Annotated in this window: 5 protein-coding genes; 3 read left to right on the top strand and 2 right to left on the bottom strand. The window is 68.2% G+C overall.

Features of this window, described 5'->3' with window-relative positions:
* Positions 1-18: 18 nt before the first annotated feature.
* The gene (locus APT63_13305; GenBank protein ID AMA46514.1) at positions 19-570 is read right to left on the bottom strand and encodes an exonuclease; all 552 of its coding nucleotides are present in this window, start codon (positions 568-570) and stop codon (positions 19-21) included.
* Between the two features lie 184 nt (positions 571-754).
* Here APT63_13305 and APT63_13300 point away from each other — a divergent pair, with 184 nt between their 5' ends.
* Complete coding sequence (locus tag APT63_13300; protein AMA47899.1) at positions 755-1,534, top strand: amino acid ABC transporter substrate-binding protein; 780 nt, start codon at positions 755-757, stop codon at positions 1,532-1,534.
* A gap of 177 nt (positions 1,535-1,711) precedes the next feature.
* Positions 1,712-2,728: an acetyltransferase gene (locus APT63_13295; protein AMA46513.1), complete on the top strand. Its 1,017-nt coding sequence runs from the start codon at positions 1,712-1,714 to the stop codon at positions 2,726-2,728.
* 395 nt (positions 2,729-3,123) lie between these two features.
* On the opposite strand, the gene APT63_13290 is transcribed toward APT63_13295, so the two are convergent.
* A complete protein-coding gene (locus tag APT63_13290) occupies positions 3,124-3,654 on the bottom strand; it encodes an RNA polymerase subunit sigma-70 (GenBank protein ID AMA46512.1) in 531 nt (176 codons plus the stop codon).
* 397 nt (positions 3,655-4,051) lie between these two features.
* On the opposite strand from APT63_13290, the gene APT63_13285 reads away from it, so the two are divergent.
* Positions 4,052-17,011 (top strand): non-ribosomal peptide synthetase, encoded by a 12,960-nt coding sequence (locus APT63_13285; GenBank protein ID AMA46511.1) that lies wholly within the window; start codon positions 4,052-4,054, stop codon positions 17,009-17,011.
* Positions 17,012-17,060 lie beyond the last annotated feature (49 nt).

The following is a 17,060-nucleotide window of genomic DNA, read 5'->3' as shown; positions in this document are numbered from 1 at the left end:
ACGCGACGTCATCTGCTTTCAGGCCCGCGCCAAGGGCAGGCTCAGGGGCAACAGGCGCGCCGTGTTGCGGGCGTCTTCCAGGGCCCGATGCTGCTGCCCGGTGAATTGCAGGCCCGCCAGGTGCAACGCGCCATTGAGGCCCGTGGGCCGCTGCAATTGCCGGGCTTTGGCGAAGCGCTGCTTGAGGTTGACGTGTGGCAAGGCCGCCAGCAGGCTCTGCACGCCATGCACCTGCCACTCCAGCAGCAGTTGCCGACGGTCGTAGTCGCCCCAGCTGACCCAGCCCTCGAGACGCGGCTGATGGTGCACCAGCCAGCGCTCGAACTGCAGCCACACCTGCACGAACGATTCTGCCGTGTCGATGCTGGCCTGGCCGATGTGGGTCAGGTGACGGCAGAAGGTGGTCAACTGCGGACGCCGCCGCGGTCGTACGAACCGCTGGAAATGGTCGACTTCACGACCTTCCCGGTTCACCAGGCTGGCGCCGATTTCGATGATTTCCATGTCCGTGATCGGCCAACCACCCTCGTCGGTGGTGGCTTCCAGGTCGATCACCAGCCAATGGCCCATGGCGAGGCTCCCTTGCAAGACGTGGCCCAAGCGTAGCTGCTGTAGCAGCCGACGCCATTTCGTGGCATTTTTGCCGTTGCCCGATTGCTCAGCCCTGAAGCGACGCGAGCGGGCCCATCATGTGGCCAAGGCCATTTCTTTCAGAATTCGTAACGAGCGCCTGGTCGTGCCCCGATTCATACGCCTGCTGTCCTTGACCTGCCTGACGGTATTCGCCGGGCTGGTGCATTCCACATCGCTGATGGCCGCCGAGGCCATCGAAGTCAGGATCGGAGCGACACATTTTCCGCCGTACACGATACGACCCGAACAAAACGTAAAGGTTGGCTTGCTGGCGCAATTGGCCCAGGCACTGAACCAGGCGCAGCCGGTGTATCACTTCGTCCTGGTGCCGACTTCGGTGCCCCGGCGCTTCGCCGACCTGGAGCAGGGACGTACTGACATGGCCATCTTCGAAAACCCCGCCTGGGGCTGGCAGAAGGTGGCGCACAGCGCCGTGGACCTGGGCCTGGAGGACGCCGAGATCTTCGTCGCCGCGCGCAAGGCCGGGCGCGATCAACGCTTCTTCGACGACCTGCGCGGCAAGCACCTGGCGCTGTTCCACGGTTATCACTATGCCTTCGCCAGCTTCAACGCCGACACGCGCTTTCTGCAGCAGACCTACGGCGCCACCCTGACCTACTCCCATGACAGCAACCTGTACATGCTCGAACGTGGGCGCGCCGACATCGCCCTGGTGACCCGCTCGTATTTCAACGATTTCCTGCTGCGCCACCCCGATCAGGCCGAGCGCCTGATGGCGTCCGAGCGCGTCGACCAGACCTACCGTCATTACGCCCTGCTGCGTCCCGAGGCCCCGATCAGCGCGCAGGCCTTCGCACAACTGATGGAGCGCCTGCGCGCCAGCGGCGAGCTGGAACGGATCTTCGCGCCGTACCAGGTGCGTGTGGCGACGCGGCTGTAGAGCGCATCCAGGCGACGAACCCGCAGCGTCGAGCGTCGGCCCGGCGTGCCTGGGCATGAACCGGCATCGCGCGGTTTTCGCCTGGGCTCGCCCGTCCTGCTGGCGCCTGGGCTAATTTCTCCTGCCCCGGCAACGTTACTTGCCCTATGTGCCCTCATCTTGCCGCGAGCTTCCGCCATGCCGTTCGATAGCCGACCCCAGACCCTCTCCTTGCCACGCTGGCGCAATCTGCATGCCGAAGAAGCCCCAGGCCGCCTGGACCTAGTGCTGGAGGGCCAGCCCTTGATCGTCGTGCGTCTGGCAGGCACCGGCGCGCAGCTCGAGGTCCAGTGCCAGGAGCACGACACCCACCGCGCCGAGCAGGCGCTGTGGGCCGCCTGTTACTGGCTGCTGGCACGCCATCCGGCCTGCCAGCGGCTGCTCTGGACGCTGCCCCAGGTGCCGGTCGAGGCCTTGGCCAGCGGCCTGTTGGTACGTGACGTGAACCCCGACCGCTACCGCTGCGAGCGCACGCTGTTCTGGCAATTGCCCCAGCCTTGGCTGGGCGACACCGTTGCGCGCGTCTATCCGCAACAGATGCAGATCACCGCCGGCAAGCGCCACCCACGACGCCCGCCCAAGCCCCAGGGCGAGGTGTACCGCCGCTTCGATCCCCGCATCGGGGCCTGGGTGTCGCTGCGCACGCTGTCGCTCGACCATGACCTGGAGCGTTTCAACCGCTGGCAGAACAACCCCCGGGTGCTGCACTTCTGGGAAGAGGGCGGCAGCCTGGCGCAGCACCGCGATTACCTGTCGCGACTGGAAGACGATCCCCACACCGTGACCCTGATCGGTTGCTTCGACGATCAGCCCTTCGCCTATTTCGAGGCCTACTGGGCCAAGGAAGACCGCATCGCGCCGTTCTACGCGGTCGACGACTACGACCGGGGCGTGCACATGCTGGTGGGCGAAGAGATCCACCGCGGGCCGCACAAGGTGGCCAGCTGGCTGTCGGCCCTGACGCACTATCTGTTCCTCGACGATCCACGCACGCAACACGTGGTGGCCGAGCCGCGCGCCGACAATGACAAGATGATCGGTTATCTGCAGACGCAAGGGTTCTACCGCGAAAAGACTTTCGATTTCCCGCACAAGCGGGCGGCGCTGATGAAGGTGGGACGCGAGGCGTTCTTCGAGGGGTTCAGAGGGATGTGAAGCGGGAGGAGGGCGGTTCGTTGGGTACTGGAGGGGGTGTGCAGGCTCGGCAGCCTGAGGCCATAGGGGTGGCCGAGAGGCCCTGTCGCCGGCAGGCCCACAGTTTGATGAATCAAGCCCAATGACGGGGGTATCTTGCAGGGGCGACTTGGGCTGATGTGTGGGCTTACCCGCGACACAGGCGGCGCCTGGCAGGGCCCTATCGCTGGCAAGCCAGCTCCCACCCAGACCTCTGCAGCCGTCGGCTTAGTCATGGCTGCGCAAGCAGCCTGTGGGAGCGGGCTTGCCCGCGATAGGGCCCGATCGACCACCGCCTGCCTCTCAGACTAAACCCCATCGACACGGGCCCTGCCCAGAAACGCCCATGGCCCTGCTCTATGAATGGGCCGACACCTTCACCCCTGCCGACTGGCCGTCTTGCGGCAATGCACCAGCGCGTCGCGGATCATGAAGTTCACCAGGGTCGGCGATACGCCCAGCTCCTTGGCGATGTCCTTCTGCGGCACCCCATGCAGGCGGTACATCTCGAAGGCGTACCGGGTGCGCTTGGGCAACTCGTCCAGTGCCTCGGCGATGTGCTCGAGGGTGGCGAAGTTGATGTGGCTGGTCTCCGGCGTGGCGCTTTGCACCACCACGTTCATGCCTTCTTCTTCAGGCCCGGAATACTTCTGCTCCATCGACTGCTTGCGGTAGTGGTCGATGGCCAGGTTGCGCACGATCTGGAACAGGTAGCTCAGCTGAGCCTTGAACGAGGAGGTGATCTGCGGGGCATTGGTCAGGCGGAAGAATGCATCCTGCACCACGTCTTCGGCACGCGAGCGGCAACCGGTGATGCGTGCGGCGATCTTCACCAGCACGTTGCGGTTGTCGACGAATGCTTGTAGCAACGGTGAATCGCACTTGCCTGTGGAGAGTTGTTCCGCCATGGAAATCACCTGGTTTCGAAAGGAGAAAGAGGCCTTCGGGTGGTCGAGGTCCCTGCGACGAGCGACAAGTTATTCAGAATGATAATGATTGTCAATTGAGAAAAAGACTTTGTTTCGCGCAATTTCCTAATGGGGATGCAGTCGCGTCGTACGTCCACGCCAGAAAGGGCTGACGGCGTGATGCGTTCTTCTGTAGGAAAAGCCTCGATATCTGATGCACTCAGTTAGATATACCACCCCTATGAAGAAAGCCGGCAAGGCTTACCGACCGCGTCGCCTGCCCCTTAATTTTTCACCTGTCCATCCGTCCTTTGTGTACATCCCGGTCCCCCGACACTTGCGCCTGCTCGCGAGGCGGGCGCTCGCCACCGATTACCCAGACATGGCAGGAAACCCCATGACGGACGCCTTCGAACTCCCGCTCACGCTGGTCCAGGCCTTGCAAACGCGCGCTGCGCAGACCCCGGACCGCGTCGCGCTGCGCTTCCTGGCGGACGAACCGGGCGCCCAGGCCGTGCTCAGCTACCGTGATCTCGATACGCGCGCCCGCACCATCGCGGCGGCCTTGCAGGCCCAGGCGGCGTTCGGTGACCGTGCCGTGCTGCTGTTCCCCAGCGGGCCGGACTATGTGGCGGCGTTCTTCGGCTGCCTGTATGCCGGCGTGATCGCGGTGCCGGCCTATCCACCGGAGTCCAGCCGCGCGCACCATCAGGCACGCCTGCTGTCGATCATCGACGATGCCGAACCACGCCTGCTGCTGACCGTTGCAGCCTTGGGTGACACGCTGCAAGGCCTGGACGCCCTGGGTGGCGCAGGGGCGCCTGGGCTGCTGGCTGTCGATGGCCTGGCCTCGGCCCTGGCCGACACGTGGCAAGCGCCCACGCTGCAGGCGCACGACATCGCCTTTCTGCAATACACCTCGGGTTCCACGGCCTTGCCCAAGGGCGTGCAGGTCAGCCACGGCAACCTGGTGGCCAACGAGCAGTTGATTCGCCGGGGCTTCGGCATCGACCTGAACCCCGACGACGTGATCGTCAGCTGGCTGCCGCTGTACCACGACATGGGGCTGATCGGCGGGCTGCTGCAGCCCATCTTCAGCGGCGTGCCCTGTGTGCTGATGGCGCCGGGGTACTTCCTCGCCCGGCCCCTGCGCTGGTTGCAGGCGATCAGCGACCACGGCGGCACCATCAGCGGCGGCCCGGACTTCGCCTACCGGCTGTGCAGCGAACGGATCAGCGAGGCCGCCCTGGCCGGGCTCGACCTGAGCCGCTGGCGCGTGGCCTACTCCGGCTCCGAGCCGATCCGCCAGGACAGCCTGGCGACCTTCGCCGAGACCTTCCGCGCCTGCGGCTTCAGGCCCGAGCAGTTCTTCGCCAGCTATGGTCTGGCCGAAGCGACCCTGTTCGTCAGCGGCAGCCGCCGCGGTCAAGGCATTCCCGCGCTGTCGCTGGACGCCCAGGCGCTTGCCGCCCACCGCGTCGAACCGGGCGAGGGCAGCGTGCTGATGAGCTGCGGCTACAGCCAGCCCAGGCATGCGGTGCAGATCGTCGACCCCGGCACCTTGACCGGCCTGCCAGACAACCACGTGGGTGAAATCTGGGCCACTGGCCCGAGCATCGCCCTGGGCTACTGGCGCAACCCTGAAGCCACCGCCAAGACCTTCATCGAGCGCGACGGGCAGACCTGGCTGCGCACCGGCGACTTGGGTTTCCAGCGCGACGGGCAGCTGTTCGTCACCGGACGTCTCAAGGACATGCTGATCGTCCGCGGCCAGAACCTCTACCCCCAGGACCTGGAGCAGGCTCTGGAGCGCGAGGTCGCGGGGCTGCGCAAGGGGCGGGTCGCGGTGTTCGCGGTCGACGACCGGGGCGAGGAGGGCATCGGCGTCGCGGTGGAGATCGGTCGCGGCGTCCAGAAGACGCAGCCGCCCGCCACGCTGATCCAGGCCGTGCGCCAGACCATCGCCGAGGTGTGCCACCAGGCGCCGGCCGTGGTCCTGCTGCTCAACCCCGGCGCGCTGCCAAAGACCTCCAGCGGCAAGCTGCAGCGCTCGGCCTGCCGTCAGCGCCTGGAGGAGGGCAGCCTGGACAGCTATGCGCGCTTCCCGGCTGACGTGAAGGCCGACACCGCCGAGGCTGCCCTCGATGACCTGCAGGCGCGCATCGCCCACATCTGGTGCGACGTGCTCGGCCTCGACACGGTCGGCGCCGACGATCACTTCCTGTTGCTGGGCGGCAACTCCATTCTTGCCACCCAGGTCGCCGCGCGTGTCGACGAGACGCTGGGCACCGGCCTGGGCGTGCGGGCCCTGTTCGAGCACCCGACGCTGACGGCCTACACCGCTGCGGTGGAAGCGGCGCGTCAGCCGGGCGTCACGCTGGCCGACGGCATCGAGCGACTCGACCGTGCCGGGCCAATGCCCCAGTCGCTGGCGCAGAATCGCCTGTGGTTGCTCTGGCAACTGGAACCCCAGTCGGCGGCCTACAATATCCCCGCCGGGTTGCACCTGCGAGGCGAGTTGGACGATGCGGCGCTGCGTGCCAGCTTCCAGGCCCTGGTGGCGCGACACGAAGCACTGCGCACACGCTTCGACGAGGTCGAGGGCCAAGCGGTACAGACGGTCTTGCCTCAACAGATCTTCACACTCGAGCACCGTGACCTCGAAGGCCTCGCGCCTGGCGACGTGATCGCCCAGCGCGAGCAGGAGGCCGTTCGCCCCTTCGACCTGCGCCAGGGGCCGCTGCTGCGCGTGACCCTGGCGCGGCTGGCCGATGACGAACACCAGCTGTGGGTGACCCTGCACCACATCATCGCCGACGGCTGGTCGCTGAACATCCTGCTGGACGAGTTCGCCCGCCTGTATGCCGCCCACGTCCACGGGCAAACGCTGACCCTGGACGCCTTGCCGATCGGATACGCCGACCATGGCCAACGGCAGCGCCACTGGCTGGCCGCCGGTGAAGCGACGCGCCAGCGCGACTACTGGATCGGCCAGCTGGGGGACGACCTGCCGGTACTGGACCTGTGCGCCGACCACCCACGCACCCGCCAGATCCAGCACAGCGCCGCCCGCCTGCAGGTCAAGGTGCCCGCGGCGCTGGCCAATGCCGTGCGCGATCTGGCCCGTCAGCAGCAGGTCAGTGTGTTCATGGTTCTGCTGGCCGCCTGGCAGGGACTGTTGCACCGCTATACGGGCCAGACCGACATCCGCGTCGGCGTGCCCAATGCCAACCGGTCGCGTCTGGACAGCCAGGGCTTGGTCGGCTTCTTCATCAACACCCAGGTGCTGCGTGCCACCCCTGGGCCGCGCCAGACCTTCGTGCAGCTGCTGGCCCAGGTACGCCAGGCCACGCTGGAAGCCCAGGCGCATCAGGACCTGCCCTTCGAACAGGTCCTCGAGGCGCTGCCCGACGCCCGCGAACACGGCCTGTTCCAGGTGATGTTCAACCACCAGCAGCGCGACCTGTCGGCCCTGCGTCGCCTGCCCGGTCTGCTCGCCGAGGAGCTGCCGTGGCACAGCCGCGAAGCCAAGGTCGACCTGCAGCTGCACAGCGAAGAAGACCCGCAAGGTCGCCTGACCCTAGCCTTCGACTACGCCAGCGAACGCTTCGACGGCGAGACCGTCGAGCGCCTGTCGCGCCATCTGCTGGCGCTGCTCGACCATGTGACCCGGCACCCCGAGTGCGCGCTGAGCAAGGTGCCCCTGCACACGGCGGACGACAGCCAGCGCCTGCGTCAGTGGGGCGAGGCCCCCAGGCCGGCGCCCGCTCGGTGGCTGGTCGAGCAGCTCAACGACCAGGCCCGGGCCACCCCGACGCACACCGCGTTGATCTGGGACGGCGGCCAGCTCGACTACGCCAGCCTGCACCAGCAGGCCAACCGCCTGGCGCATTACCTGCGCGACAAGGGCGTCGGCCCCGAGACCCGCGTGGCGATCTGCCTGGAGCGCTCGCCGCAGCTGTTGATCGGCCTGCTGGCCATCCTCAAGGCCGGCGGTGCCTATGTGCCGCTGGACGTCGATTACCCCGCCGAACGCCTGAGCTACATGCTGGCCGACTGCGGCGCCAGCCTGCTGCTCAGCCACAGCGAGCGCCTCGACCGCCTGCCCCGCGCCGAAGGGGTCAGCGTCATCGCCCTCGACCAACTGCACCTGGACCGCTGGCCAAGCCAGGCGCCCGGGCTGCACCTGGACGGCGATCACCTGGCCTACGTGATCTACACCTCCGGCTCCACTGGCCAGCCCAAGGGCGTGGGCAACACGCACGGGGCGCTGGCCGAGCGCTTGCACTGGATGCAGGGCCGCTATGGGCTGGACGCCAGCGACGTGCTGATGCAGAAGGCGCCGATCAGCTTCGACGTGTCGGTGTGGGAGTGCTTCTGGCCCCTGGTCACCGGCGCCAGCCTGGTGCTGGCCGGGCCCGGTGAGCACCGCGATCCCCGGCGCATCGCCGAGCGGGTGCAGGCCCATGGCGTGACCACCTTGCACTTCGTGCCGCCGCTGTTGCAGGTGTTCGTGCAGGAGCCATTGGCGGCGGGCTGCACCAGCCTGCGGCGGGTGTTCTCCGGTGGCGAAGCGCTGTCGGCGAGACTGCGCGACCGTGTCTTGGAGGTCTTGCCGCAGGTCGAACTGCACAATCGCTACGGCCCGACCGAAACCGCGATCAACGTCACCCACTGGCACTGCCAGGCCATCGACGGCGACCGCTCGCCGATCGGCCGGCCGTTGGACAACGTGCTGTGCCGGGTACTCGACACCGAACTGGAGGCCAGCCTGCCTGGCGTACCGGGTGAGCTGTACCTGGGCGGCGCAGGGCTGGCGCGGGGCTACCTGGGCCGTCCAGGTTTGACCGCCGAACGTTTCGTGCCCCAGCCCGACGGGGATGGCCAGCGCCTGTACCGCAGCGGCGACCGCGCGCGTTGGCGGTTCGACCTTCAGGCCCTCGATTACCTCGGACGCCTGGACCAGCAGGTCAAGGTGCGCGGCTTCCGCGTCGAGCCCGAAGAGGTCCAGGCCTGCCTGCTGGCCTGTGAGGGCGTCGAACAGGCGGTGGTGCGGGTGCATCAGGACCGTGTAGGCGCGCAACTGGTCGGCTACTACTGCGGCGAGCCACGCGACGCGGCCCTACTCGCCGCCCTGAGCGAGCGCCTGCCGGCCTACCTGGTGCCGGCGCAATTGATCCACCTGGCACGGATGCCCCTGGGCCCCAGCGGCAAGCTCGATCACAAGGCGCTGCCGGCGCCGGTCTGGCAGCAGCGTGAGCACATCGAGCCGCACACGCCTGTGCAACGGCAGGTGGCGGCGATCTGGCGCGAGGTGCTGGGTGTGGCCCAGGTCGGCCTGCGCGACGACTTCTTCGCCTTGGGCGGTCATTCGCTGCTGGCCACCCAGATCGTCTCGCGCTGCCGCCAGGCCTGCAACGTCGACCTGCCGCTCAAGGTATTGTTCGAAGCCAGTGAACTGGAAGCCTTCTGCGCCGAGATCGACGCGCTGAGCGAGCAGGGCCGGCATGACCTGCAAGGCGAAATCGCCCGGATCGACCGGCGCCAGGCCGTGCCGCTGTCGTATTCCCAGCAGCGCATGTGGTTCCTCTGGCAGATGGCGCCGGACAGCCCGGCCTACAACGTCGGCGGCATGGCGCGGCTGCGTGGCACGCTGCACGTCGAGGCTTTCGAGCGCGCCTTGCAGGCGCTGATCGTGCGGCACGAGACCCTGCGCACCACTTTCCCCAGCCTCGACGGCGTACCGTCCCAGTGCGTGGCGCCGGACAGCCCGCTGCAGCTGGACTGGTGCGACCTCAGCGCGCATGACCCTGCGCAGCGCGAGCAGCGCCTGCACGCCCTGGCCGAGACCCAGGCGCATCAGCCCTTCGACCTCGAACAAGGCCCGCTGCTGCGCGCCTGCCTGGTCAAGGCTGAAACCCACGAACACTACTTCGTGCTGACCTTGCACCACATCGTCACCGAAGGCTGGGCCATGGACATTTTCGCCCGTGAGCTGGGCGATCTGTACGAAGCCTTCGTCGACGATCGCGATTCACCCCTGGCGCCCTTGCCGGTGCAGTACCTGGACTACAGCGTCTGGCAACGTCAGTGGCTCGAAGGCGGCGAGGGCGCGCGGCAACGGGCGTACTGGCAGGCGCGCCTGGGCGACGAGCATCCGGTGCTCGAGCTGCCGGCCGACCGCCCACGTCCGGCCGTACAGAGTCATCAAGGGGCCCTGTACCGCTTCGACCTCGACCCGGCCCTGGCCGAGCGGGTGCATGCCTTCGACCAGGCCCGCGGGCTGACGTTGTTCATGACCGTGACCGCGACCTTGGCGGCGGTGCTGCACCGCCACAGCGGCCAACGCGACCTGCGCATCGGCGTGCCGGTGGCCAACCGGATTCGCCCGGAAAGCGAGGGCCTGATCGGGGCCTTCCTCAACACCCAGGTGCTGCGCTGCGAGCTGGATGGGCAGATGCCGGGCGAGGCGTTGCTGGAGCAGGTGCGCCAGCGCGTCATCGAAGGCCAGTCGCACCAGGACCTGCCGTTCGACCACCTGGTCGAGGCCTTGCAACCCCCACGCAGCAGCGCCTACAACCCGCTGTTCCAGGTGATGTGCAACGTGCAGCGCTGGGCCTTCCAGCAACGCCGGACGCTGGCGGGCCTGGAGGTGGACTACCTGGTCAACGACGCCCACGCGACCAAGTTCGACCTGTACCTGGAGGTCACCGACCTCGACGGTCGCCTCGGCTGCTGCCTGACCTACAGCCAGGACCTCTTCGACGAACCGCGCATCGCGCGCCTGGCGCAGCATTGGCAGCGCCTGCTGACCGGGCTGCTGGACGACCCGCAGCAGCGTCTGTGCGAGCTGCCACTGCTGGACCCTGCCGAGCGCCAAGGGCTGATCGAGGGGCTGCGCGGCGAGCAGCCTGACGCTGCCCGCCACACCGTGCACGGGCTGTTCGCCGCCCAGGCCGCGCGCACCCCCGAGGCCCGTGTCCTGACCTACGCCGGCCAGCACCTGACCTACGCCGAGCTGGACCGCCAGGCCAACCGTCTGGCCCATGCGCTGCGCGCCCATGGCGTCGGCCCGCAGGTGCGGGTAGGGCTGGCGCTGGAGCGCTCGCTGGAGATGGTGGTCGGCCTGCTGGCGATCCTCAAGGCCGGCGGCGCCTACGTGCCGCTGGACCCGGAGTACCCGCTCGACCGCCTGCGCTACATGATCGAGGACAGCCGCATCGGCCTGCTGCTCAGCCAGCGAGCACTGTTCGACGCCCTTGGCGCGCTGCCTGAGGGCGTCGCGCGCTGGAGCCTGGAGGATGACCGCGCCGCCCTGGCCGAGTACCCGGACGGCGCACCGCACGACCTCAGCGACCCCGCCCACTCGGCCTACCTGATCTACACCTCCGGCTCGACCGGCCAGCCCAAGGGCGTGGTGGTCAGCCACGGGCAGATCGCCCTGCATTGCCAGGCGGTGATCAAGGCGTTCGGTATGCAGGCCGAGGATTGCGAGCTGCATTTCTATTCGATCAACTTCGACGCCGCCACCGAGCGCCTGCTGACCCCGCTGCTGTGCGGCGCGCGGGTGGTGGTGCGGGCCCAGGGCCAATGGGATGCCGAGGCCATCTGCGCGCTGGTGCGCGAACAGCAGGTGTCCATCCTGGGCTTCACCCCCAGCTACGGCAGCCAACTGGCCCACTGGCTGGCCGCCCGTGGCGAGCAGCTGCCGGTGCGCCTGGTGATCACCGGTGGCGAAGCGCTGACCGGCGAGCACGTGCAGCGCCTGCGCCAGGCGTTCACCCCGGCGCACCTCTTCAACGCCTACGGCCCGACCGAAACCGTGGTCATGCCGCTGGCCTACCCGGTCCCTGCGTCGTTGCCGGCACAGGCCGGCAGCGTGCCCATCGGGCAGGTGATCGGTGCCCGCACCGCCTACATTCTCGACGAGGATCTGGCGTTGCTGCCCCAGGGCGGCATCGGTGAGCTGTACATCGGCGGCGCGGGCGTGGCCGACGGTTACCACGACCGTCCGGGGCTGAGCGCCGAACGCTTCGTGGCCGACCCGTTCGACCCGCACGGTGGGCGCCTGTACCGCACCGGTGACCTGGTGCGGGCGTGCGCCGATGGGGCGGTGGAGTACGTCGGGCGTGCCGACCACCAGGTGAAGATCCGTGGCTTCCGCATCGAGCTGGGCGAGATCGAGAGCTGCCTGCAGGCCCATGCCGAGGTCGAGCAGGCGGTGGTCGCGGCTCTGGACATGACGGGCGGCAAGCAACTGGTCGGCTACCTGGTGTGCCCACAGGCCAGTGGCGATGCCGCAGCGGCCACGGCCCTGCGCGAGGCGGTCAAGCGCCATGCCAGCCAGCACCTGCCGGACCACATGGTGCCGACGCACCTGGTGCTGCTCGACAGCCTGCCGCTGATGGGCAACGGCAAGCTCGACCGCCGCGCCTTGCCCGCGCCGGACCTGGAGCAGGCGCGTCAGGCCTATCAGGCACCGGCCAATGAGCGCGAGGCGCAACTGGCGCAGGTCTGGGGCGCGGTGCTGAACCTGCCGCAGGTCGGCACACGCGACAACTTCTTCGAGCTGGGCGGCGATTCGATCCTGTCGATCCAGGTGGTCAGCCGGGCGCGTCAGGTGGGGATGCAGTTCACCCCGCGCGACTTGTTCCAGCACCAGACCATCCAGGCCCTCGCTGCCGTGGTGACCGTCAGCACGGCGCCCGCCGGAATCGAGCAAGGGCCGCTGACCGGAGCCGTCGCTTTGACCCCGATCCAGCACTGGTTCTTCGACGGCGACGTGCCGCAGCCGCAGCACTGGAACCAGGCCGTGCTGTTGCAGGTTCAGCAACCGATGCAGGCCGAGCGCCTCGAACAGGCGCTGCGCACGCTGGTCACGCAGCACGACAGCCTGCGGCTGCGCTTCGCCCAGGTCGAAGGCCGCTGGCAGGGCGAGTACGCTTCGCTGACGGCCGACGCCTTGCTCTGGACGCACCAGGTCGACGACCTGGACGCGTGCCAGGCCCTGTTCAACGACGCGCAACGCAGCCTCGACCTAGCCGAAGGGCCACTGCTGCGTGCCGTGCTGGTGGAGGACCCACGAGGCGCGCAACGGCTGTTGCTGGCGATCCACCACCTGGTGGTGGATGGGGTGTCCTGGCGTGTGCTGCTCGAGGACCTGCAAGCGGCCTACCGCGGCCAGTCGCTGACCACCAAGACCCATGCGATGGGCGAGTGGGCCGCACGCCTGGCCAGCTATGCCGGCAGCGACTCGCTGCGCGACGAGCTGGGCTGGTGGGAAGGCCAACTGAGCCAGGTTCGCCAGGAGCTGCCATGCGATCATCCGCAGGGTGACAACCGCTACCGGCATGCCGCCCGCGTGACCATCGGCCTGGACGTCGAGCAGACCCGCCAGCTGCTGCAGCAGGCGCCGGCGGCCTACCACACCCAGGTCAATGACCTGCTGCTGACGGCGCTGTCCCGGGTCCTGTGCCACTGGAGCGGCGAGGAGCAGGTGCTGGTCCAGCTCGAAGGCCATGGTCGTGACGGGCTGTTCGAAGACCTCGACCTGACCCGCAGCGTCGGCTGGTTCACCACCGCCTACCCACTGTGCCTGAGCCCGGCCCTGGGGCAGGAGGACGCCGCCCGCGGCGACGCACTCAAGCGCATCAAGGAACAACTGCGCCAGGTCCCGCACAAGGGCGTGGGCTATGGTGTGCTGCGCTACCTGGGCGATGACGCCAGCCGCGAGCGCATGGCCGCGCTGGCCCAGGCGCGCATCACCTTCAACTACCTGGGCCAGTTCGACCAGGCCTTCGACGCTGCGGCCGTGTTCGCGCCAGTGGAAGGCGACACCGGCCTGGCCCATGACCTCGAGGCGCCCCTGCCCAACTGGCTGAGCGTCGACGGCCAGGTCTACGGCGGCGCCTTGCAGCTGCGCTGGACCTACAGCAGCGAACGCTACGAGGCCGCGACCATCGCACGCCTGGCCGAAGCGTACCGCCTCGAACTACTGGCGCTGGTCGCGCACTGCCTGGCCGACGGCACCGGCAGCTTCACGCCGTCGGACTTCCCGCTGGCGCGTCTGGACCAGGCGCAGATCGACGCCCTGCCGGTGCCCGCGGCCTGCATCGAGGACGTCTACCCGCTGACGCCGATGCAGGAGGGCCTGCTGCTGCACACCCTGCTCGAGCCGGGCACCGGCATCTACTACATGCAGGACCGCTACTTCATCGACAGCGCGCTGGACCCCCAGCGTTTCACCGAAGCCTGGCAGGCCGTGGTGGCACGGCACGAAGCCCTGCGCGCCTCGTTCAGCTGGAGTGCGGGCGAGGCCATGCTGCAGATCATCCACAAGCCCGGCCAGACGGTGGTGGACTACCAGGACTGGCGTGACCTCGAGGCACCGGCCCAGGAAGCGCGACTCAACGCCCTGCACAAGGCCGAGCGCGAGGCCGGTTTCGATCTGCTGCACCAGGCACCTTTCCACCTGCGCCTGGTGCGTGTGGACGAGGCGCGCTACTGGTTCATGATGAGCAACCACCACATTCTCATCGATGCCTGGTGCCGTTCGCTGCTGATGAACGATTTCTTCGCGCTGTACCAGGCCCTGGGCGAAGGGCGCCCCGCGAACCTGCCGGCGCCGCCGCGCTACCGCGACTACATCGGCTGGCTGCAACGTCAGGACCTGGACGCCTCGCGACGCTGGTGGCAGGCCCACCTGGCCGGCTTCGAGCGCGCCACGGCGGTACCAAGCGACCGGCCCTTGCGGCACGCCCATGTCGGCGACAGCGACGGCATGATCGTCGGCGACTGTTTGACCCGCCTGGAGCCTGCCCAGGGCGCACGCCTGCGTGAACTGGCCCAGGCCCATCAGCTGACCGTCAACACTTTCGCCCAGGCGGCCTGGGCCTTGGTGCTGGCGCGCTGCAGCGGCGAGCGTGACGTGGTGTTCGGCGTGACCGTGGCCGGTCGCCCGGTGAGCCTGCCGCAGATGCAGCGCACGGTCGGGCTGTTCATCAACAGCATCGCCTTGCGTGTGCAACTGCCTTCGCCGGGCGAGCCGGTGACCGTGCGCCAATGGCTGCACAGCCTGCTCGAGCGCAACATGGAGCTGCGCGAGCACGAATACCTGCCGCTGGTGGCGATCCAGGAGTGCAGCGAGCTGCCCAAGGGCCAGCCGCTGTTCGACAGCCTGTTCGTGTTCGAGAACGCACCGGTGGAGAGCACCGTGCTCGACCACGCCCGGCACCTCAACGCCCGCTCCGACTCGGGCCGTACGCACACCAACTTCCCGTTGACCGCCGTGTGCTACCCCGGCGATGACCTGGGGCTGCACCTGTCGTTCGACCAGCGTTATTTCGATCAGCCCACGGTCGAGCGCCTGCTGGCTGCCTTCAAGCGCCTGTTGCTGGCGCTGGTGGACGGCTTCCATGGTGCCCTGACGGACGTGCCGCTGCTGGGCGAGGACGAACGACGCTTCCTGCTCGAGAACTGCAACCGCAGTGCACGTGCCTACCCGCTGGAGCAGGGCTACGTCGCGCTGTTCGAGGCGCAGGTCGCCGCTCAGCCACGGCGGGTCGTCGCTCGCTGCGAGGGACGCTCGCTCGACTATGCCACCCTCAACCGACAGGCCAACCGGCTGGGCCACGCCCTGATCGCGGCCGGCGTGCGTATCGACCAGCCCGTGGCGCTGCTGGCCGAACGCGGTCTGGACCTGCTCGGCATGATCGTCGGCAGCTTCAAGGCGGGCGCCGGCTACCTGCCCCTCGACCCAGGGCTGCCCACGGCGCGCCTGCAACGCATCCTCGACCTGAGCCGCACGCCGTTGCTGGTCTGCACCGAGACCACGGCCGAACAGGCCCGGGCATTGCTGGCCACCTTGGATGGCAACGTGCCAGTGCGCCTGCTGGTGTGGGACGAGGTCCAGATCCAGGAAACCGTCGACCACGATCCAGGGGTCTACAGCGGGCCGGACAACCTGGCCTACGTCATCTATACCTCGGGCTCGACCGGCCTGCCCAAGGGCGTGATGGTCGAACAGCGCGGCATGCTCAACAATCAGCTGAGCAAGGTGCCGTATTTGGCCTTGGACGCATCCGATGTGATCGCCCAGACCGCGTCCCAGAGCTTCGACATCTCGGTCTGGCAGTTCCTGGCGGCGCCCTTGTTCGGCGCCTGCGTGGAGATCGTGCCGAACGCCATCGCCCATGACCCGCAGGGGTTGCTGGCGCACGTCCAGGCCAGCGGCATCACGGTGCTCGAAAGCGTGCCGTCGCTGATCCAGGGCATGCTGGCCCACGAGCACCTGCCCGTGCCCGGCCTGCGCTGGATGCTGCCGACGGGCGAGGCCATGCCGCCGGAGCTGGCGGCGCAGTGGTTGCAGCGCTACCCGCAGGTGGGCCTGATCAATGCCTACGGCCCGGCCGAGTGTTCCGACGACGTGGCGTTCTTCCACGTGGACGCGGCTTCTACCCAGGGCAGCTACCTGCCGATCGGCACGCCGACCGACAACAACCGGCTGTACCTGTATGGCGAGACCCAGGCACTGGTGCCCGTGGGCGCGGTGGGTGAGCTGTGCGTGGCCGGCACGGGCGTCGGGCGCGGTTATGTGGGCGATCCAGGGCGAACGGCCTTGGCCTTCGTCCCGCATCCCCATGGCGCAGCGGGCGAGCGCTTGTACCGCACCGGCGACCTGGCGCGGCGCCGGGTCGATGGGGTGCTCGAATACGTCGGGCGCGCCGATCATCAGGTGAAGATCCGCGGTTACCGTATCGAACTGGGCGAAATCGAGGCCCGCCTGCACGAACAGCCCGAGCTGCGCGACGCGGCGGTAGGCGTGCAGGCAGGCGCCAACGGCACGTACCTGGTGGGCTATCTGGTGGCACACCAGGGCGTCGCGGGCGACAGCGTGCTGCTCGAGCAGCTCAAGCAGCGCCTGCGCGCCGAGTTGCCGGAGTACATGGTGCCGCTGCACTGGGCCTGGTTCGACGGCCTGCCGCACAACGCCAATGGCAAGCTCGACCGCAAGGCCTTGCCTGCGCTGGAGATCGGTGCCCTTCAGGGATCGGCGTACCTGGCGCCGCGCAGCGAGCTGGAGACGACCCTGGCCCACATCTGGGCCGATGTGCTCAAGGTCGAGCAGGTCGGGGTGCGCGACAACTTCTTCGAGCTGGGCGGGCATTCATTGCTGGCGACGCAGATCGCCTCGCGGGTGCAGAAGCGCTTGCAGTTGAACGTGCCGCTGCGGGCGATGTTCGAGTGCAGCACGGTGGAGGCGCTGGCTGTGTACGTGGAGGGGTTGCAGGGCACGGTGCTGGATGAGGAGAAGGTGGATCGGTTGAGTGATCTGATGGCGGAGTTGGAGGGGTTGTGAGAGCGATGGGCAGGCGGTGAGGCTACTGCCGTCATCGCGGGCAAGCCCG

It is taken from the genome of Pseudomonas monteilii (genome assembly GCA_001534745.1).
GTDB lineage: Bacteria > Pseudomonadota > Gammaproteobacteria > Pseudomonadales > Pseudomonadaceae > Aquipseudomonas > Aquipseudomonas alabamensis.
This window is presented reverse-complemented; position numbering and strand designations above follow the sequence as displayed.

Excerpts from the sequence above, each read along its gene's own strand:
- APT63_13295 (AMA46513.1), top strand. The coding sequence starts at position 1,712 with ATGCCGTTCGATAGCCGACCCCAGACCCTCTCCTTGCCACGCTGGCGC.
- APT63_13305 (AMA46514.1), bottom strand. The coding sequence starts at position 570 with ATGGGCCATTGGCTGGTGATCGACCTGGAAGCCACCACCGACGAGGGT.
- APT63_13290 (AMA46512.1), bottom strand. The coding sequence starts at position 3,654 with ATGGCGGAACAACTCTCCACAGGCAAGTGCGATTCACCGTTGCTACAA.
- APT63_13285 (AMA46511.1), top strand. The coding sequence starts at position 4,052 with ATGACGGACGCCTTCGAACTCCCGCTCACGCTGGTCCAGGCCTTGCAA.